Raw genomic sequence first — 19,402 nt, forward strand, 5'->3', positions numbered from 1 at the left:
TCCGAACACAGAAGTTAAGCCCACCAGCGCCGATGGTACTGCGAAAGCGGGAGAGTAGGTCGCCGCCAGTTTTTATTTAAAAGTCTCATACAGTTTTGTGTGAGACTTTTTTTGTTATATACATATAGGAGAATAGGTAGTAGGTGATAGGGAATAGGTAGTAGGTAATGGAGAGTAGACACCTCCGAATCATTATCAATCATTAGTTATCAATCATCTATCTTTTAGAAAGTCTTGTTCCTGTCCGGGATGAGTATTAATTGGGATATAAACTTTATAGGTGCATTTTTTATTAATAACGGGATTAAAATAAACTTCCGTTTCTTTATCGGAATAAGATCCGGAGATCGCAGTTTGGGTTAAAATAAATGTAATTTTTTTCGTCCCATCCACACTAATTCCTTTGAAAGTATTTATATTTTGAATGGGTTGCTCTGAAATGCTGCTTTCAAATACATTAAATATCAGTTCTTTTCCGTTAAGATCAAATATTCTGAGCTGAAGAGGCTGTTTCTTACCTCTTATAAACTCTTTTCTAAATTTTTTAGCGTCAAATTTAAACTGATATTCCCTGCTTTGAGAACATAGAATATTAAAAATAAAAAGAATTAATAGCAACATTGTTTTTTTCATTATCTGTCATTTTAAGGTTAAAAGTAATGCTTTTTGCACATAAAAAAAGAGATGGCTATTAAACCACCTCAATTATATTTATGAACAAATATTATTTTTTAATGACAGTTTCCTGATGGATGAGATTTTCCTTGTCAAAAAACCTTATAATATATATACCGGATGTATATTCTTTGAAGCTGATGCTCCCTGAATATTTTTGTTTACCGGTTATATTTCTTCCAGATCTGTCATAGATTTCGTAATAACTGATCTCTTTCTGAGTAATCACAGAAAGAATATCGTTTACGGGATTGGGCACAATTTTAATATCGCTGTCACTGTAAAGATCTTTTGTATCTAAATTCTTAGCTGAAGTAATATTTAATGTTCTGGAGTTTCTGCTTTCATTTAAACAGATTTTTAAAGCAATAAGTTCGCTCATGCTCTTACCTACAAAAGTTAAAGCATTCACAGAACTGTTGTATGATATACCTTTTACAATATAGGTACCCGCAGGTAGAGAAGTAAAATTTGCTGTCGGGCTTACTGATTGAATTTTACCTGTTGAATTGTTGATCGCAGCAAATGTGTAACTGTAACCGGCCGGAGCTGTTGATGTTTCATAAAAGCTTCCAGGTCCATCAACGTTAATAGTGTAAGTTATATTATTTGCCGGATTGGAAAAGTTTGAAATAATAAAATAATAATCAACGCCTTCATTTAATACCACAGGTTTTGTAGCTGCATTGGCAGTATAACTTGAACCGTTCTTATATGCATTTGAAGTTAAAAAGTTGGAAACCGATGCAGGATTACCACTGTGTACCGATGTAATTAGGAAAGAAGACAGGGTTCTCGTAAAAGTATAGGTTCCGCTCTCTGTAACTCTGAATTTGAATATATTTGATATATAATTAGTGATTGCAGATACTGCAGTTGTCATTGAAGAATCATTGTATGTAATGATATTATTGTTAGTAGGAGCTGCATTATATACAATGGTTTTAGAAGTATATGGATCACCTGCGGCTGGGGGAACAGACATATTCAGATTGGTTGATGTGCTGCCTGAAATAGCTGTAACAGAAGATTTCGGAGTGATATATGAAGGATATGCTGCACAATTTGATGTTATTGTAAAATTGTTATCAGATATATCAAAAAATTCTGCATATGGATTGATAGCCCCTACCACTTTAATCCTTGCTTTATTTGTAGCAGGAAGATAAGGAATAGTAACACTTGAGCTTCCGTTATTTAAAACATTCGCTGCTAAAGTATAAGGAAATGATATACCTCCGTCTATAGACAATAGAATGTCAACATTGCTTTTGATGGTATTTGTATTGTTGACTGCCCATGTTACAGTGACGTTAGTGTTGGATGCAACTGAAATACCAGTTGCGTTTGGATAGGTAACAGTCAATGGACCGGTATTACCTACCGTTACAACGATTTCATCAGAATCCAAACCACCATTAGTAATATTATTGTCTCTTACCGTAAAACGGAATTTCATTGTTCTCGCCACTAAAGACAAAGCTTCCGCATCATTGGTAGGAGGGTTATTTTGATTGTTAATAACAAACTGCATCTTTGGAAAATATCTTTCTGTAGTCGATGTACTTTGTTCAGAACGGAATAATGGTGCCGTAGTACTGTTGACAGCCGAATAGCCGCCGGTTCCGTTAATGGTAGAGCCAAATGCCCCTTTATCATTAGCAGTAGCTATATCAGCTTGTTCCCAGGTATAGGACAGGTTACTGTTATTTGGATCACTGGCAATTCCTTTTAATTTAAACGGTGTATTTTTGGGGATCGTAATATCTGCTCCGGCATTAGCAGAAGGAGGAAGGTTGGTACTTGCTACAGTAGTAAAACAATTAGCAGATGACTGCAGATAGGCAAGAATTTGATCTAAACTTCTTACATTGAAATAATTTAAATTATTATTGCCGTTGTTGGTCTGATTGTTTGGTGTTGTACAATTGCTGGAATAACCCATAATTGTTGTTCCTCCACCCGGTTCAACAGCTGCACCCGAGTTCCAGCCGCTTGTACAGAATGTAGGGCTGCTCGTACTTCCTCCGACTGCATTGTAAGTATGTCCGGCAGAGAATTGATGTCCCATTTCGTGAGCAATTAAACCGGCAACAATTCCTTTAGGCATTGTTAGAGCCCATTGGCTCCATGCTCTTGCTTTTGAACTATTGTTGCAAGGTTGCGGACCAGCCTGCCCCTGAGCGCCACCACTGCTTAAGATATTAAATGTATGTCCTATATCATATTTACTGTAGATAAGTGCTGTATTGGTATTTAGCGTATTAAAACCGGTTTGCGAATTAGCAGCACTGGCAAAGGATGGATCTACAGTGAACGGATCTGTAGCAGGATCTGTAAATATCAGAGTTTTGTTGGTTGTTTCGGCAATAAGGCTGAATGTCACAGAAACTTCAGATTCATAGATCTTATTGATCAGATTCACCATATTTACCAATTCTGCCAGAGCATTATCTTTATTCCCACCAAAAGCCTGGGCAAATTCACCGGTAGCAGCCACTGCTAACCTGAATTTCCTGATCTGGTTTCCGAAAGGAAAATTTGCGGCTGATTTTGAAGTCAGGGATGGTTTTATTGCATTTAATTCTTTGATGATATCACTGTCTTCGACTCCACAGGTAAGCCGGTCTCCAAAATTTGTAAAAGCACTGTAGATTCTATACTCACCGGGAGCAGTTTTGTAAGGTTCTACAAAAAAGTACCCGCTGCCGGTTTTGAGGACTGCATTGAGATGATCTTTAAAAACTGACAATTTTAAAGAAGATGTCATATCATCACTTACTCCGTCAAAAGTAAGGATAGCATCAAGCCTTTTTTCTGTAAGATTATTTTCACTTAAAGTGAATCTTACGTTCTTTCCATTTTCACCGGGAAGATCAATAAATCCCCGCGAAATTTTTTCTTTTTTCAAACGGCTTTCACTGAACTGACTTTCAAATTTTTGAAAATCTAATCGGAAAACATTACCAGGCAAAGCATCTGTTGAAAAGGTCTGCCCAAAAGAATAGTTAAAAACTATTAGAATAACTAAAAATAATTTGTATTTCATGACTTGGTGATTTTTTGTAAATGTAATAAATAAAAAATAACGGCAATGTGAATTTTTCATCACATTGCCGTTATTTTAGTGAATTGTTTAAAACAATCACTTTTTTTTAATTAAATAAAAATATTTTTCACACCTGGATAACTCCTAGGTTAAATTTTTCAGTAATTGGAGCGTGATTAGCTGCTTCAATACCCATAGAAATCCATTTTCTGGTATCTGTAGGGTTAATAATAGCGTCTGTCCAAAGTCTTGCAGCCGCATAGGTAGCTTCTGTCTGTTTTTGATATCTTTTGGAAATGGTATCCAGAATCTCATTATGTTCTTCTTCCGTAATCTCTTTACCTTGTTTTTTCAAAGTAGACTCCTGGATCTGAGCCAATACTTTTGCAGCCTGTGCACCACCCATTACCGCAAGATCTGCCCACGGCCATGCTACAATTAATCTTGGGTCATAAGCTTTTCCGCACATCGCATAGTTTCCTGCTCCGTAAGAGTTTCCGGTAATGATCGTAAATTTAGGAACTACAGAATTAGAAACGGCATTTACCATCTTTGCCCCATCTTTAATGATTCCTCCATGCTCGGATTTTGAACCTACCATAAATCCGGTAACGTCCTGTAAAAACACCAAAGGAATTTTTCTCTGGTTACAGTTTGCAATAAATCTGGTAGCCTTATCTGCCGAATCGGAATAGATCACACCTCCGAACTGCATTTCTCCTTTTCCGCTTTTTACAAGTTTTCTCTGATTAGCTACGATTCCTATAGACCATCCGTCAATTCTTGCTGTAGCACAAACAATGCTTTTACCATAATCGCCTTTATATTCTTCGTATTCTGAATTATCCACCAGACATTTTATAATTTCATAGGTATCATACTGTTCAGCTCTGGAAACCGGCATAATCCCAAAGATATGGTCCGGGGTTTCTTTCGGCGGAAAACTTTCAATTCTATCAAATCCTGCTTTTTCAGTACTACCGATAGATTTCATGATATTTTTAATTCTGTCTAAAGCATCTTTATCGTCTTTAGCCTTATAATCTGTAACTCCCGAGATAGAACAATGGGTAGTCGCTCCTCCAAGGGTTTCATTATCGATACTTTCTCCGATGGCAGCTTTTACAAGATAACTTCCTGCAAGGAAGATGGAGCCGGTTTTATCCACAATCATAGCTTCATCACTCATAATCGGAAGATAAGCACCTCCGGCAACACAACTCCCCATTACCGCTGATATCTGGATGATTCCCATAGAACTCATTTTAGCATTGTTTCTGAAAATCCTTCCAAAATGCTCTTTATCAGGGAAAATTTCATCCTGCATCGGAAGATAAACTCCTGCAGAATCTACCAGATAGATGATCGGAAGTTTGTTTTCCATGGCAATTTCCTGGGCTCTCAGGTTTTTCTTTCCTGTTATCGGAAACCATGCTCCGGCTTTTACTGAAGCATCATTGGCTACTACCAGACACTGTCTTCCGGAAACATATCCCATTACCACGACTACACCGCCACCAGGGCAGCCACCGTGTTCCTGATACATTTCGTAGCCTGCAAACGCCCCTATTTCAATAGAATCCGAACCTTTATCGAGAAGATATTCAATCCTTTCTCTTGCCGTCATTTTTCCCTCATCACGCAGCTTCTGAAGCCTTTTTTCACCACCCCCTTTTTTTATTTCAGCAAGCAGACGGTTTATTTCAGATAGTCTCAACCGATTTTGATCTTCTCGTTTGTTGAATTCAATGTCCATAAATTTCAATTTTTCACGGCTAAAGATACTATAATTTACATATAATGCAAATAGAAGTAAACAAGTGTTTAATATATTGGTTCTCAGAAATTTGTGAAATATTTAACAAAAAAATATTTTTAAACCACTGATATTTTTTCTAACTTTACGATAGAGTAGTAGAGATAATAATCTGTACACAAATACTCTAAGTTCCTAGTTTATTTTTTTAATAGTTTATTATTTGAAGGCCCTGAAAGTTGAACAAACTTTCAGGGTTTTTTATGAATGTTAAAAGATTTTATATTTTTTTTCATTTTCATATTGATAAATTCAACCATTAAGGAAAAGAAAATTGCAAAATAAAGATAGCCTTTCGGAATAACGCCGACTTCCTGCCCGAATAAGCTGAAATGCCCTAAATGAGAAGACTCTGCTAAAAGCATTACGCCGATTAAAATTAAAAAAGACAGCCCTAAAATCTGAATGGTGGGATGTTCATTGACAAATTTACTTACAGGTCCTGCAAACAGCATCATAATAGCAATAGAAAAAATAACGGCAAGGATCATGATAAACAAGGCTCCGCCATTTCCAAATTCTTTAAAACTGACCAAACCGACTGCCGTTAATATACTGTCAAAAGAAAAAACCAGATTTAAAAGGGCAATCTGTATGATCGATCCCCAGAGAGAACTCTTACTGCCTGAAACTTCAAGATGTTCGTCGCCCTCAATTTTATGGTGAATTTCAGAAACAGATTTATACAAAAGGAATAAACCGCCCAGGAAAATAATAATTGACTGCCCCGTAACATACCCATGAAACCAGGACCAGTTGATCTGAAACAACGGCTGGTTAAGACTTACTACCCACTGAATTCCGAATAATAATGCAATTCTGAAAAGCATAGCCAGAAAAAGTCCTGTATTGCGTGCTTTTCTCTGATCTTTCGGATCAATTTTATTGGAAACTATCGAAATGAATACAATATTGTCGATTCCCAATACGATTTCCAGAAATGTTAAAGTAAGTAAGGCAAACCATGCATTTGCTGATGAAAAGACGTCTAAAAATTCCATAGGTGTATTTTTATGAGAGTAAATTTATGTTTTTTGTAAGATTTGCAAAAGCTATTTGTACATTTGCATGTTAAAAATTTAAAGGAGGTAGATTATGCATAAATTAGCGCTTTTCAGATTGCATTTAATTGTTTTTTTGTGGGGATTCACTGCAATTTTAGGAAAACTGATTCATGCCAATGCACAGATTCTCGTATTTTACAGAATGCTGTTTGCAGCTATTTTCCTGTATGCATTTATAAGAGTTTATAAAAAAGAAAGCATTAAAGTTTCCCGGAAAATATTTTTTCAGCTGGCAGCTATCGGTACTGCCATGGCAATACACTGGTTTTGCTTCTTTTATTCCATTAAAGTGTCAAATGTCTCCATAGCATTGAGCTGTTTATCATTATCCACTCTTTTTGCATCAATATTGGAGCCCATTATTTTTAAAAGGAAAATTGATGCTTCGGAAGTGATTATGGGCGTTGTTATTGTTGCCTGTATCCTTTTGATTTTTAAGACTGAATTTCAATATAAAGAAGGGATTTTCTATGGTATTCTGTGTGCCATATTCGGAACTATTTTCTCTGTTTTCAATGGAAAAATGTTTGGGAAAACGAGCTCAGGGAATATTATTTTTTATGAAATTTTCTGTGGATGGGTAGTTTTATTAATATTTTATTCGTTCTCAGGCCAAATTTTTCAGATGAATGAAATAAATTACCGGGATATTGCGTTAATATGCTTGTTGGCGAGTGTTTTTACGGCTTTTCCCATGCTGGAATCTGTAAATTTAATGAAATATATTTCGCCATTTACACTAATTTTAACAGTTAATTTAGAACCGGTTTACGGAATTATACTAGCTTTTTTTATCTTTGGCGAATCAGAGCATATGAGCCCCATATTTTATATTGCTTCATTTGTAATGATACTGGCTATTATTGTGAACGGATTGATAAAAGCCAGGAAAACAAAAAAACTTTAACTATAAGCATCAAATGTATATGATGAAAAAATATCTTTTACTTGTTTTTTCTTTGATATTTGGGATTTCCCAGTCTCAGATTATAAGAAAATACTCCAACGAATTTTTAAATATAGGAGCCGGCGCAAGAGGGCTTGCTATGGGAGGAGCGGTAATTTCCAATCAGGATGATGTATATTCTCCCATGTGGAACCCGGCAGGTTTGATGTCTATTGACCGAGACTGGCAGGGAGCTGCAATGCACGCAGAATATTTTGAATCTATTGCCAAATATGATTATCTGGCTTACGCTAAAGTATTGGAAGAAGGTGTTTTTGGTGTTTCGGTAGTAAGACTTGGAGTTGATAATATTTTGAATACTACCCAGATGATTGATTCCGAAGGGAATATCGATTATGATAAGATCACTAAATTCTCACAGTCTGACTATGCAGCTATCCTTTCTTATGCTTTTCATCCCGGAGGAAATCCTAAACTGGATGTTGGGGTCAACGCAAAGATCGTATACAGAAATGTAGGAAAGTTTGCCAATGGATATGGATTCGGTTTTGATGTGGGAGCTATTTATAAGGCAGACAACGGCTGGAAATTTGGAGGTATGCTTCGTGATGCTACGACTACGGTCAACTTCTGGAGCATCAATCAGAAAGAATTGTCTACAGTGGTAAATGGGGAAGAATTCAACCCCGCGCCAAAAGATAAAATGGAACTTACCATGCCTAAGCTGAATGTAGGAGCCAGCAAAGTATTTGAAATCAACAGCAGTGTATATGTATTGCCGGAAGCAGGTTTAAATATAGATTTTGCTAAAACAGCAGCATTGATCTCCACAGACTTTGCAAGCATTACTCCTTATCTGGGAGCTGAACTGGGATATCAGAAAATGATCTTTGTGAGATTGGGGGTAAATCGTTTCCAGTCAATCACAGATATTGAAGATTTAAAAAGAAAAGTATCTTTCCAGCCCAGTGCCGGTATCGGGATAAGATACAGAGGACTTACCCTTGATTATGCTATTACCAACTCAGGAATTGGCGGATCTAATTTCTACTCCAATTTCTTCTCTCTTAAATTGGATATGGGAGCCTTTAGAAATGATTAAAATTTAAAACAATGAAAAAGCTATCAGTATTTATCTTCACCATTTGTTCAATGATTGTTTTCGGACAAAAAGTATCGGATTATAAATATATTTCTATTCCTGACAAATTTCCAAGCTTTAAGCAGGATAATGATTTTGGGTTAGGTGATTTCCTGGCGAAAGCTTTGAAAGGAAAAAAATACGTTACCCTTCAGGGAGATAAAGATCAGTGGCCTTCAGAATCGAAAGGTGACAATTCCTGTAATACTTTAAAGGCGGATATTCTGGATGACAGCAGCTTTTTAAGAAATAAAGTTGTTTTGCAGTTTAAAGACTGTCACGATAAAGTCTTACAGTCCATCAAGGCAAGTTCGACGATTAAAGATTATAAGGAAGGATTTCAGGATGCTTTGAGACAAACTATTGTAAATGTTCCTGTGTCTAATCCTGTTGCTATTGTTAATCACGTAGAAGAAGTTAAAGCCGAACCGGTATCAGCAACAAGTGCAAGTTCACCGGTAGAAAATACTCCGGTTTCCACAGAAAATACAGCTAAGAAATACAGCAACGGAAAACTCAATTTACAGAAAGTTCAGATTGACGGCAGCCAGTTTATTCTGGTAGGTTCGGAAAGTTCTGTCCCATATGCTACATTTAAAGCAACAACGAAGAAAGATGTTTTCAGAGTGAAATTAGAAAACGGAAGTTCTACCATCGGTTATTTTGAAAATGGAAATATTGTAATAGAAATTCCACAATCCAACGGGGAATATGCTAAAGAAGTTTTTTCCGGGAAATAAAAACTGACGATCTCATATATCTTTTACTTTTTTAAGAGATTTTCAATCATCTTATTTTGATTCTCCATTAATTTGGTTATCTGTTCCTGTTGTTGCGAAATCTGATTTTGATTTTTAATCAGGTTTTCTAATAATTTAGGATCAGTAGGATAATACTGTGGGTTGATTCTTTGGTCTTTGAAATCTAACAGTGAATATAAGTCCATATTGTAAACTTCAGAAATTTTCAACAAATTTTCTGTCGTAGGTTTAGCCTGGTCTGTTTCCCAAAGATGATATGCAGGTTGGGAAATTTTTAAACGGTCTGCTATTTCTACTTGAGACCAGTCTTTGCTGTGTCTTAAATTCCTAAGTTTTACTCCTAAACTCATCAATCTGTTTTTTTGAAAAATACTAAACTTTTTAAGATTATAAAATTACTTATTGATTTTATAAGTAAACTTATTGAAAATTCACTTGATCGTGTATTATTTTTAGAAAAAGTTATCGCGATATACTTTGGTGAAAAAAATATTATTAATTTTAAAAGTTAAATTTTATGAGAAATTTAAAAGCACTTTCAAGAAATGAGCTACAAACTATCAGTGGAGGGGTTGAAACTAATTGCCATTGTCATGGAAGTACGGCTTCAAGCCCTATTCAAGGACGCCCTGCAATTGATATAATATCACCTAGTGCAGCACAATGCTTCAATAGTTGTGCTTGTTACAGGGGAGAAGCAAGTTGTGTAAACTAATTAATTTATAGAAATTTCTTAAGTCTATATATGCAATTAAAAAACTATAAGAAAAAAAAAATTGGGAGGATATTAATTATTCTCCTGTTTTCTTGTTTTTATCCTGCACAAAAGCTTACTATTGAAAATAAAAATGATTTTCCGATTGAAGTTATTTTTTTTAAAAATCAAATTGAAATTGGAAGCCATGAAAGTAAAACGATTCAGGAAAAAAGTGAAATAACAAATATTGATATACTTCAAAGCAAAAATAAAGATTTAAAAATAAATATTCCTGTTTTCTTACACTTAAAAGAGTCATTAACAATAGGAAATAGACAAAACAATATATATTTTAAAGGAGATAGAGATAGTCTTCATAATTATATTTTCAAAAGTCTTACATATGATTTATATATTCGTATGGTAGATTATCAAAAAAAATATCAAAAAAATGATGTGAAGGGTATGATTGGAATGTCAGAAATCACATTAGACAATGTACTCAAAAAAATAATAAAACTAAATAAATCCTCTTTAGAAAAAGAAGATAATTTGTATAAAAAGATTGAAAAATCTACAATCAGCTTCTGGTTATTCTCTATTTTTACAATTATTGACACTAAAGATTTGGGCAATACTGAAAAAGAAATTATGCTGTATTATTTCAACAAATATATCAAAAACGAGGTAAATGATTTCTCATGCAACAGATATGAGCAATATGATATAATGCGAAGATATGCCGAGCATGGAAAAGAACTCGGTATCTTCTTACCTAAATATGATATTATTGAAAAATCTGAGGATGATTCTGTCAATCAATTTCTAAGTAAAAGTTGTCAGGCATTTTATTTTAAAGGACTATATAACTATTTAAATTACAGGAAAGATCCTAAAGCAGAGACTTATGAAAAAATTTTAAAAGAAAAATTCAACAATTAAATCACCAAATAGTGCTACAGAATGTTGGGATGCACATGACCTCTACAGAACTGACTGCTGATCATAATCGACATCAGATGATATTAACTAACTCATTAATATTACAATCTTTAGACAGATATAGTAAAAGAATATTCAGTATTCTTTTACTGTTTCTGTTTTTTAATCTTTTCAGTCAAAAAATAGCTATTGACAATAAAAATGATTATGCCCTTACAATTAAATACAAAGATCAGAAAATAAAATTGAAGGGCGGGGAAAGCAAAACAATTTCTGGCAACGAGATTCGTTATCTGAATATTATGTATGACAACGGAAAGAATATAAGTAAGGATGTTCCTCTTTTCCTGAAGCCTGATGAGTCTCTAAAGATGACTATAGGCAATTATGATCAAGATCATTTCATTAAATTTAAAGGTGACAGAGATTCTTTGCATAGCTTAGTTGTCAATCAGCAACATTGGATACTGTATATAAACGAAGCAAAATATATAGATATTTATTATAAAAAGAAAAACACTCAAGGACTGATTAATTTTTCCACCATAGTTTTGGCAGATTATCTTAATAAAATCAAAAAATCCCTCAATGCTTCACCGCTTGATAAGGAAGATGAGATCTATAAACGGATTGGAAAATATGCCATTAATGACTGGTTATCATCTGTATATCTTATTTTTTCGGGTAGTAAAACTTTAGATCTTAGGACAAGAGAAGTGGTTTTGTACTACTATAATAAATATCTCAAAAGAGATATTGAAGATTATAGCTGCGAATACAAAATCCAGTACAATACAATTGAAGTCTTAGCACAACATATCAATCAAATTAATATAGCGCTTCCCAAATATCCCATCATTGAAAATACGGGGGATGATGCCGTCAATCAGTATATTCCGCAAAGCTGTCAAAAGTATTATTTTATAAATAAATTGAAGTACTCAAATCACATAAATAGTCCGGAAAAGGAATATTATGAAAAAGTACTAAAAGAAAAATTCAACAATTAATAATGAGTATAAAAATTAATCATTTACTTTTTTTTATATTCCTGTTTAGCGGGGTGTTCTTTGGTTTTTCCCAAAACTATCAGGTTCTCTATAAAGTAAATTTTCGCCCTAAAAAAGAAAAAAACGATCTTAAAACAGAATATATGCGCTTAGAAACCCTGCCTAAATCTAAAAGCATTTTCTATAACTATAAAAAAGACTCCATAAACAGCCAAAAAGAAGATCAGACCTATTTAAGGTTTACGGTCATTCAGGAGGATAAAAAATATAATTATTATGGTAATTTTAACGATCTGTATTTTACTTTTAATGAGCCTTTAAAAGCAGATTGGAAGATAAGCAATAAAACTTCTGATTTTAATGATTACAAAGTACAGGAAGCGAAAATAGAAGCAGATGGAAGAAAGTGGGTTGCATTATTTGCCCCTGAAATCCCAATTATAAACGGACCATACAAATTTTCAGGCCTTCCCAGTTTAATTTTGAAGATATATTCTGAAGATGGGGATTACAGTTTCGAAATGATCGAGATTACCAAATATACGTCTGAAAGTTTTATTCTTTCTTTTCAGACAAGTAAATTTGTTGGGCTGAAAAAGAAAAAGGTTGAAGCATTTATTTCTAACTTTTTAAAAGATCCCGGATCACAAAACTTTAAATTGGTAAATAGCTATGGTGACTCATATGATTATAGCTTTAGTGGCAAAAAAGATAAATCATATAAGGATATGAATGATTCTATTAATGGATATCTCGAAAGATATAATAATCCTATCGACAAGAAAATTTATCTTTTAATTTTCTAATCATTAAAATATTCCCAGATCACCTTTGCCTTACTTTTCCCTAAAATCTCCTCAAGAGTTTCCAGATTGGATTCTTTGATCCGTTTTACAGATTTAAGTTTTGATAAAAGCAGCTCAATGGTTTTTTCACCAACACCGGGAATTTCTTCCAGCTCGGTTTTGATCGTAGAATTCTTTCTTCTCGTTCTGTGATGCCTTACCCCGAAACGGTGCGCTTCATCCCGTACCTGCTGCAGAATTTTAAGGGTCTCTGATTTTTTGTCAAGATATAACGGAATAGGATCTTCAGGAAAGAAAATCTCTTCCAGCCTTTTTGCAATTCCCACAATGGTAATTTTTCCGTAAAGACCTAATAGCCTTAAACTCTTCACGGCAGAAGACAGCTGTCCTTTTCCTCCATCGATCAGGATGAGCTGCGGAAGACTTTCACCTTCATCAAGCATTCTTTTATAGCGTCTGTAAATGACTTCCTCCATGGTGGCAAAATCGTTAGGACCTTCTACGGTTTTGGGATGGAAAATTCTGTAATCCGCTTTGCTCGGTTTTCCGTTTTTAAAAACCACACAGGCGGAAACGGGATTGGTTCCCTGGATATTCGAGTTATCGAAACCTTCAATATGTCTGGGTTCTACAGGCATTCTCAGAAGTTTCTGCATCTCTGCCATAATCCGGGTGGTATGCCTTTCCGGATCCACGATCTGTACCTGTTTTAATTTCTCCAGACGGTATTCTTTTGCATTTTTTTCAGAAAGCTCAACGATCCGTTTTTTATCTCCGACTTTAGGAACAATCAGTTTTACATTCGGAATTTCTACAGATAAATGGAAAGGAAGCAGTACTTCTTTTGAATCGGAACCGAATTTCTGGCGGATTTCGATCAAAGCTTCTTCCATAATATCCTCATCCGTTTCTTCCAGGATTTTTTTGATCTCCGTCGTGAAGCTCTGGATGATATTTCCGTTCCTGATTTTGAAGAAATTCACATAAGCTGCAGTTTCATCGCTGGTCATCCCGAAAACATCCACATCATCAATATTCGGGTTTACTACCGTGTTTTTAGTCTGATAATCTTCCAGAAGATCCAGTCTTTCCTTGATGATCTGTGCATTCTCAAACTGAAGATTGGAAGCATGTTTCATCATCTGGGCAACCAGATAATCTTTGGCTTTCCGGAAGTCCCCTTTAATGATCCCGCGGATAGCATCTATTTTTTCATCATATTCTTCTTTACTTTCGAGGTCTTCGCAAGGCCCTTCGCAGTTTTTAATATGATATTCCAGGCAGACTTTATATTTTCCCTCAGCAATTTTCTGAGGTGATAAATTTAGATTACAGGTTCTGAGCTTATAGATATGCTTAATTGTATCTAACAAGATCTTGGCAGGACGCACTTTTGCATAAGGCCCGTAATATTCCGAGCCGTCTTTGATTTTATTTCTGGTCAGAAAAATTCTAGGAAAATCTTCATTTTTGATGCAGATCCAGGGATAAGTTTTGTCATCCTTAAGCATCACATTATAAAAAGGCTGATGCTCTTTAATCAGGTTGTTTTCCAGTAACAGGGCGTCATATTCACTGTTTACAATAGTTGTTTCCAACCGCTGGATTTTTCCGACCATTATCTTGATCCTGTATCCCGACAGGTTCTTATTGAAATAGGAGAGAACCCTTTTCTTCAGGTTTTTGGCTTTTCCCACATACAATAGCTGTTCGTTTTTATCATAGTAACGATAGACGCCGGGTTCCGAAGGTAAAGTTTTGAGTTGTAATTCTAAAGAAGGATTCATAAAACAAAATTACGGAATCCTGCCGTGATTTAAAAGAATAAAAAAAGCCGTAGAATTTTCTACAGCTTTATCATCTGTCTGATGTATTTTATCCGTTATTCATTTCGGTATATTGTTGGATCAGAAAACTTAAATAATCCCATTCTGCAGACTTCTTAGGATATTTTTTCATGAATTCCGCATTGTCTCCGAAAAGGAAATCATAATTGTCTTCAAAATCATCTTTGTGAAGCCACATTATTTTATCCCCTTTTTTTACGTAATAAGATTTGATAACACCGCCACCAAGCTGAGGAGATCCCATCACTGAAAATCCGGTAGTTTCTTTAGCTCTCGGATCGTGGTAAACAGAAATGATTTCGCTGAATTCCGGGTTGATCAGCTGCATTAGGAATTCCTTGTCATCTTTCTTGTTCTTCAGGGAAACGGTTTGATTTACAAAATGGATACGTCCGTTTGTCGTATTCTTGTTTAAACTTTTTGTCCCGAAGTTTCTGATATTTCCCATGTACTTTGCCACTTTTGCAAATTTTTCCGCATTGCTCGGGTATACATACATTTCACTGATTTCATCTGCATTGAAAACCATATTTTTCTTTGAGATGCTGTCTTTGATGGAAACTTCATAGATTTGCCCTTTTTTAGTTTCAATCTTACTGCAGAAACCTTTCTGGGAAGTTCCGTCTTTTAAGATAATGGTAGACGTCTTTTTAGGAGATGGAGTATTGAATCCTTCATTGAAGAGATACATTTCCATTTTTTTGATTTGTTCTTTAGAGTATTTTACTTTGTCCTGGGCAAAAGATGCCGTACTTACAAAGCATAATGCAAGAAGTAAAGTTTTGAATTTCATGGATTATTATTTTTTTTATCGGCGTAAAAGTAATAAAATAAAACGCTTGTTGATAAAATTAATTGGGTTTGAAAATTAGTTTTTGCAATTATAGTTAAATGTGTAATTTTAAGAAAATTTTTTTAGAATGATATACGGTGTAGATGTTTTCAGTTTCCATGATGTTTTGGAGATCTGTAAAAAACCAAATAAAGCCAAGCTTAATAAGGCGGCAAAAGATCAGATTTTAAAATCACAGAAAAATGTTCAGAAAATTGTAGAGTCAGATCGATGTGTATATGGGATTAATACAGGTTTCGGGCCTCTTTGCGATACTAAGATCTCTGCCGATGAAACGGCTCAACTGCAGTATAATTTAATTATCTCTCACGCAGTAGGAGTAGGAAAGCCCATTGATAAACAGCTTTCAAAAATCATGATGATTGCTAAAGTTCATGCCTTATCAAAAGGATTTTCCGGAGTTTCCCTGGAAGTTATTGAAAGAATGATCCTGATGCTTGAGAAAGATATCATTCCTGTCGTTCCCGAGCAGGGTTCTGTGGGAGCATCCGGTGATCTGGCTCCACTGGCTCATCTGGTATTGCCTCTTTTAGGATTGGGACAGGTTTGGGAAGGAGATCAGGTTTCAGAAACACTGGAAGTTTTGCAAAAACATGATCTTGAACCATTAACTTTAGGCCCTAAAGAAGGCTTGGGTCTAATTAACGGTACACAGTTTATTCTTGCTCATGCGATCAAAGGACTGGAGAAATTCGAATATTTATTAGATCTTGCAGACATGACTGCTGCGATGAGCCTTGAAGCATACAGAGGTTCTCAGAGCCCGTTCAAAAAAGAGCTTCATGAGATCAGGCCGTTTGAAGGAAGTAAAAAAGTAGCGGCAAGAATGCTGAAATTCCTGAAAAATTCTGAAAATCTGAAAGCTCATGAAGACTGTGAAAGAGTGCAGGATCCTTATTCCATGAGATGTGTTCCGCAGGTTCACGGAGCAAGCAGAAATGCTTTTGAACACCTTAAAGGAATGGCTGAAACGGAACTGAATTCGGTGACAGATAACCCTATTGTTTTAAGTGCCGAAGAATCGATCTCCGGAGGAAATTTCCATGGGCAATTAATGGCCTTACCATTAGATTATGCAACATTAGCGGCGGCTGAGCTTGGAAATATTTCAGACAGAAGAAGTTACCTGCTGCTAGAAGGTAAATACGGGCTTCCAAGATTATTGACGGAAAGCTCAGGACTGAATTCAGGATTTATGATTCCGCAATATACGTCCGCTGCTTTGGTTACGGAAAATAAAACATTATGTTTCCCGGCTTCTGCAGATTCAATCCCAACAAGTTTGGGACAGGAAGACCATGTTTCTATGGGAAGTATTTCAGGAAGGAAATTCAACCAGGTTCTTGGGAATTTAGTGAATATTCTGGCGGTAGAATTGATGTTTGCGGCACAGGGATTAGAGTTCAGAAGACCTGCAAAATGTTCAAAAATTATTGAGGAAAACTATACAATCCTTCGTTCTAAGGTTGCTAAGCTGGAAGATGACAGATTAATAGGGAAAGATATGCTGGCTATTGCAGAGCTGATTAATGAAAGACAATTTATTGTGAATTAATCCTTCACATACAAATAATTAAAAAGCTTCCTTTTTAGGAAGCTTTTTTCGTTAAATAAGGGCTTGCCTTATCCCAATTTTTAAATCTTTCAATGCATTTCAAATCTTTGAATATTCCCTTATATTTACATTAAAAAAGAGAAATGGCTATAAAACGAATCGATTCTTCAGACAAAGATTTTCAGGATCTTGTAAAATTTCTTGATACGGATCTGGCGGTGCGTGATGGGGAAGATCATGCCTTTTATCATCAGTTCAATGCTATAGATATGCTTAAAAACTGTGTGGTGGCTTATCAGGAAGATAAGGCAGTTGCCTGTGGGGCATTTAAACCGTTTTCTGAAGATACCGTGGAAATCAAAAGAATGTATACCCACCCTGAAAGCAGAGGTAAAGGACTGGCTTCAAAAATATTGAACGACCTGGAAACCTGGGCAAGAGAAGAAGGTTATACAAAATGTATTTTGGAAACAGGGATCAAACAACCTGAAGCAATTGCATTATATGAAAAATGCGGTTACGGAAAAATTTCCAATTACGGTCAGTATATCGGGGTAGAAAACAGTGTTTGTTTTGAAAAGTTAATACAATCTTGATTAATAAGCTCTCATATTCAGTGGAATAAATTAATATTCTTATAATACTAAATTAATTTTTTTCGGATTCTATTTCACGTTAAAGTGTTATAATTGTAATACCAAACCAAAATTATAATATTATGAGAAAAAATGTATTTTACTTTTTACTCCTGTTTTTTGCTGTAGTTTCGTGTAACAGAGAAGGGATTCAAAACGATGCAACTGATATCGAAGTGAATCAGAGAGATCCTTTAACAGCTAAAGAAATCAATGCCGGAATCAACCAGTCTATCAAAACCAAAGGATCGTTTAAATGGAGCCAATCGACTGATCATTTCCTCTGGAGTGCTGTTTTCCGGGGAAATAAAGTTGCTTCCATCGGTTTCGGAACATCAGAAAAAGATTTTGACCGTAGTCTGTCTCCGGATAACGGGAAAATCCAGGATGAAATTCTTTCTATTATTCAGCAATATGAAGGCAAGGAAAAAGGAAGAATTTTACTGAGTGCAGACCAGTATCTCAACCAGATTGATGTGAACATTGAGAAACAGGAAACCATAATCGCTTTGCGCCGCCTGAAAACCTTACGCTATCTGGAACCTGCCGATTATCAGTATTTCAAAAATGAAGCTGCTTTAAATACCAGTGGTACGGCCAAATCAAGCAGTAGCGGTTCTTCAGGATGCGGATTTGATTCAGAAGCTTTAAGCTCTGCAGATTATACTACCGTAACGCCCAATGCAAAAGCGCCGTGGTCTTTCTATAAACATAATATTACCAGTGCATGGAATTACAGTACCGGAGCCGGAATTACCATCGGGCTTATTGATACGGGAGTTTCGCCGGAACAGACTTTATTGGGAAGCAGTTTTAATAATGGAGCTTCATCAGGAAGAACGATCAGTAAAGTCGGAGTACATGTAGATTCCGTATGGCCGTGGAGCACAGGTTTCGACGGACCAAACGACCAGTGCGGGCATGGAACGAGTATGGCTTCTACTATGGCTGCACCCAGAAATAACCAGGGATTGCCGGTTGGAGTTGCCTATAATGCCAATCTGATTGCCTACCGTGCCGCTACGAATGTTGTACTGGACGGTTATCATGAACAAAACGGCGTGAAAATAGCTTTTACAGAGCTTGCCAACAATACCGCTGTGAAAATTATCTCAATGTCAATGGGTCATATTTTTTCTGTAGGAAAAATTGAAGATGGAGTACGTTATGCGTATTCTAAAGGAAAACTGATTTTCTGTGCGGGTGGAACTTCCACAAGCTTCACCAATTTTGTAGGCGTTATTTTCCCTGCATGGATGCCTGAAACACAAGCTGTAACTGGAGTGAAAGAAGGTACCTCAAACCAGAAATGTGATGTTTGCCATTCAGGAAGCGAAATAGATTTTACCTACCAGATGGAAAGGGCTTCAGGAAATTCAGTTCCGGTTCTGAGTTATTATAACGGACAAACCAAATATGTGGGCGGTTCTTCAGTAGCCACTGCATCTACAGCAGGAATTGCTGCTTTAGTATGGTCTAAGAATCCTTCATGGACAAGAGATCAGGTGCTCAATAAAATGAGACAGTCAGCCAGTTATTACCCAAATCCTGATGCCAGTTACGGATACGGAAATATCAATGTCTTAAATGCTGTTCAATAAATAATTAAAAAAGATATTTAAAAGACGGTAATAGCTTAACACA

At 35.7% G+C, this 19,402-nt stretch carries 17 protein-coding genes and 1 rRNA gene; 11 read left to right on the top strand and 7 right to left on the bottom strand.

What is annotated here, in order from left to right:
* Positions 1-71, top strand: a 5S ribosomal RNA gene (gene rrf, locus AB8P06_RS20680); the annotation flags it as partial.
* A 142-nt stretch (positions 72-213) separates the two neighbouring features.
* Here rrf and AB8P06_RS16890 read toward each other — a convergent pair.
* From AB8P06_RS16890 to AB8P06_RS16905, 4 genes are all read right to left on the bottom strand, one after another.
* A complete protein-coding gene (locus AB8P06_RS16890) occupies positions 214-633 on the bottom strand; it encodes a hypothetical protein (RefSeq protein ID WP_369843419.1) in 420 nt (139 codons plus the stop codon).
* 91 nt (positions 634-724) lie between these two features.
* Positions 725-3,724 (bottom strand): reprolysin-like metallopeptidase, encoded by a 3,000-nt coding sequence (locus AB8P06_RS16895; protein WP_369843420.1) that lies wholly within the window; start codon positions 3,722-3,724, stop codon positions 725-727.
* 127 nt (positions 3,725-3,851) lie between these two features.
* Positions 3,852-5,480 carry an acyl-CoA carboxylase subunit beta gene (locus tag AB8P06_RS16900; protein WP_369843421.1) on the bottom strand — a complete coding sequence of 543 codons (1,629 nt, stop codon included), beginning with the start codon at positions 5,478-5,480 and terminating at the stop codon, positions 3,852-3,854.
* A gap of 251 nt (positions 5,481-5,731) precedes the next feature.
* The gene (locus AB8P06_RS16905; protein WP_369843422.1) at positions 5,732-6,541 is read right to left on the bottom strand and encodes a TerC family protein; all 810 of its coding nucleotides are present in this window, start codon (positions 6,539-6,541) and stop codon (positions 5,732-5,734) included.
* A 94-nt stretch (positions 6,542-6,635) separates the two neighbouring features.
* On the opposite strand from AB8P06_RS16905, the gene AB8P06_RS16910 reads away from it, so the two are divergent.
* From AB8P06_RS16910 to AB8P06_RS16920, 3 genes are read left to right on the top strand one after another with little or no spacing between them, the layout of a single operon-like run.
* Entirely contained in the window at positions 6,636-7,511 is an 876-nt protein-coding gene (locus AB8P06_RS16910) for a DMT family transporter (RefSeq protein WP_369843423.1), read from the top strand.
* Positions 7,512-7,533: 22 nt separating this feature from the next.
* On the top strand, positions 7,534-8,613 hold the full coding sequence (locus AB8P06_RS16915; protein WP_502064277.1) for a putative type IX sorting system protein PorV2: 1,080 nt from the start codon (positions 7,534-7,536) through the stop codon (positions 8,611-8,613).
* An 11-nt stretch (positions 8,614-8,624) separates the two neighbouring features.
* Positions 8,625-9,392, top strand: coding sequence for a hypothetical protein (locus AB8P06_RS16920; protein ID WP_369843425.1), 768 nt, complete (start codon positions 8,625-8,627; stop codon positions 9,390-9,392).
* Between the two features lie 23 nt (positions 9,393-9,415).
* On the opposite strand, the gene AB8P06_RS16925 is transcribed toward AB8P06_RS16920, so the two are convergent.
* Entirely contained in the window at positions 9,416-9,763 is a 348-nt protein-coding gene (locus AB8P06_RS16925) for a helix-turn-helix domain-containing protein (protein WP_369843426.1), read from the bottom strand.
* 167 nt (positions 9,764-9,930) lie between these two features.
* Here AB8P06_RS16925 and AB8P06_RS20685 point away from each other — a divergent pair, with 167 nt between their 5' ends.
* The 4 genes from AB8P06_RS20685 to AB8P06_RS16940 are packed head-to-tail and all read left to right on the top strand — an operon-like array spanning position 9,931 to position 12,868.
* Positions 9,931-10,128: a bacteriocin-like protein gene (locus AB8P06_RS20685; protein ID WP_440132425.1), complete on the top strand. Its 198-nt coding sequence runs from the start codon at positions 9,931-9,933 to the stop codon at positions 10,126-10,128.
* Positions 10,129-10,158: 30 nt separating this feature from the next.
* Complete coding sequence (locus tag AB8P06_RS16930; protein ID WP_369843427.1) at positions 10,159-11,052, top strand: hypothetical protein; 894 nt, start codon at positions 10,159-10,161, stop codon at positions 11,050-11,052.
* Positions 11,053-11,063: 11 nt separating this feature from the next.
* On the top strand, positions 11,064-12,062 hold the full coding sequence (locus tag AB8P06_RS16935) for a hypothetical protein (protein ID WP_369843428.1): 999 nt from the start codon (positions 11,064-11,066) through the stop codon (positions 12,060-12,062).
* 2 nt (positions 12,063-12,064) lie between these two features.
* Positions 12,065-12,868, top strand: a complete 804-nt coding sequence (locus AB8P06_RS16940; protein ID WP_369843429.1) for a GLPGLI family protein — start codon at positions 12,065-12,067, stop codon at positions 12,866-12,868.
* Here the strand turns inward: AB8P06_RS16940 and uvrC are convergent.
* Both uvrC and AB8P06_RS16950 read right to left on the bottom strand, forming a co-directional pair.
* Positions 12,865-14,655 (bottom strand): excinuclease ABC subunit UvrC, encoded by a 1,791-nt coding sequence (gene uvrC / locus AB8P06_RS16945; protein WP_369843430.1) that lies wholly within the window; start codon positions 14,653-14,655, stop codon positions 12,865-12,867. The two genes, AB8P06_RS16940 and uvrC, sit on opposite strands and share 4 nt — an antisense overlap.
* Positions 14,656-14,743: 88 nt before the next feature.
* Positions 14,744-15,508 carry a hypothetical protein gene (locus tag AB8P06_RS16950; protein WP_369843431.1) on the bottom strand — a complete coding sequence of 255 codons (765 nt, stop codon included), beginning with the start codon at positions 15,506-15,508 and terminating at the stop codon, positions 14,744-14,746.
* Positions 15,509-15,635: 127 nt separating this feature from the next.
* Here AB8P06_RS16950 and hutH point away from each other — a divergent pair, with 127 nt between their 5' ends.
* From hutH to AB8P06_RS16965, 3 genes are all read left to right on the top strand, one after another.
* Complete coding sequence (gene hutH / locus AB8P06_RS16955; RefSeq protein ID WP_369843432.1) at positions 15,636-17,123, top strand: histidine ammonia-lyase; 1,488 nt, start codon at positions 15,636-15,638, stop codon at positions 17,121-17,123.
* A gap of 143 nt (positions 17,124-17,266) precedes the next feature.
* Positions 17,267-17,719, top strand: coding sequence for a GNAT family N-acetyltransferase (locus tag AB8P06_RS16960; protein ID WP_369843433.1), 453 nt, complete (start codon positions 17,267-17,269; stop codon positions 17,717-17,719).
* 122 nt (positions 17,720-17,841) lie between these two features.
* Complete coding sequence (locus tag AB8P06_RS16965; RefSeq protein ID WP_369843434.1) at positions 17,842-19,359, top strand: S8 family peptidase; 1,518 nt, start codon at positions 17,842-17,844, stop codon at positions 19,357-19,359.
* Positions 19,360-19,402: the final 43 nt, after the last annotated feature.

The sequence above is a fragment of the Chryseobacterium tongliaonense genome, assembly GCF_041224435.1.
Taxonomy (GTDB): domain Bacteria; phylum Bacteroidota; class Bacteroidia; order Flavobacteriales; family Weeksellaceae; genus Chryseobacterium; species Chryseobacterium tongliaoense.

Bases quoted from the DNA above. Each gene is read 5' to 3' on its own strand.
- AB8P06_RS16950 (WP_369843431.1), bottom strand. From the start codon at position 15,508: ATGAAATTCAAAACTTTACTTCTTGCATTATGCTTTGTAAGTACGGCA.
- AB8P06_RS16965 (WP_369843434.1), top strand. From the start codon at position 17,842: ATGAGAAAAAATGTATTTTACTTTTTACTCCTGTTTTTTGCTGTAGTT.
- uvrC (WP_369843430.1), bottom strand. From the start codon at position 14,655: ATGAATCCTTCTTTAGAATTACAACTCAAAACTTTACCTTCGGAACCC.
- AB8P06_RS16960 (WP_369843433.1), top strand. From the start codon at position 17,267: ATGGCTATAAAACGAATCGATTCTTCAGACAAAGATTTTCAGGATCTT.
- AB8P06_RS16940 (WP_369843429.1), top strand. From the start codon at position 12,065: ATGAGTATAAAAATTAATCATTTACTTTTTTTTATATTCCTGTTTAGC.
- AB8P06_RS16890 (WP_369843419.1), bottom strand. From the start codon at position 633: ATGAAAAAAACAATGTTGCTATTAATTCTTTTTATTTTTAATATTCTA.
- AB8P06_RS16900 (WP_369843421.1), bottom strand. From the start codon at position 5,480: ATGGACATTGAATTCAACAAACGAGAAGATCAAAATCGGTTGAGACTA.
- AB8P06_RS20685 (WP_440132425.1), top strand. From the start codon at position 9,931: ATGAGAAATTTAAAAGCACTTTCAAGAAATGAGCTACAAACTATCAGT.
- AB8P06_RS16930 (WP_369843427.1), top strand. From the start codon at position 10,159: ATGCAATTAAAAAACTATAAGAAAAAAAAAATTGGGAGGATATTAATT.
- AB8P06_RS16920 (WP_369843425.1), top strand. From the start codon at position 8,625: ATGAAAAAGCTATCAGTATTTATCTTCACCATTTGTTCAATGATTGTT.
- AB8P06_RS16925 (WP_369843426.1), bottom strand. From the start codon at position 9,763: ATGAGTTTAGGAGTAAAACTTAGGAATTTAAGACACAGCAAAGACTGG.
- hutH (WP_369843432.1), top strand. From the start codon at position 15,636: ATGATATACGGTGTAGATGTTTTCAGTTTCCATGATGTTTTGGAGATC.
- AB8P06_RS16895 (WP_369843420.1), bottom strand. From the start codon at position 3,724: ATGAAATACAAATTATTTTTAGTTATTCTAATAGTTTTTAACTATTCT.
- AB8P06_RS16915 (WP_502064277.1), top strand. From the start codon at position 7,534: ATGAAAAAATATCTTTTACTTGTTTTTTCTTTGATATTTGGGATTTCC.
- AB8P06_RS16905 (WP_369843422.1), bottom strand. From the start codon at position 6,541: ATGGAATTTTTAGACGTCTTTTCATCAGCAAATGCATGGTTTGCCTTA.
- AB8P06_RS16910 (WP_369843423.1), top strand. From the start codon at position 6,636: ATGCATAAATTAGCGCTTTTCAGATTGCATTTAATTGTTTTTTTGTGG.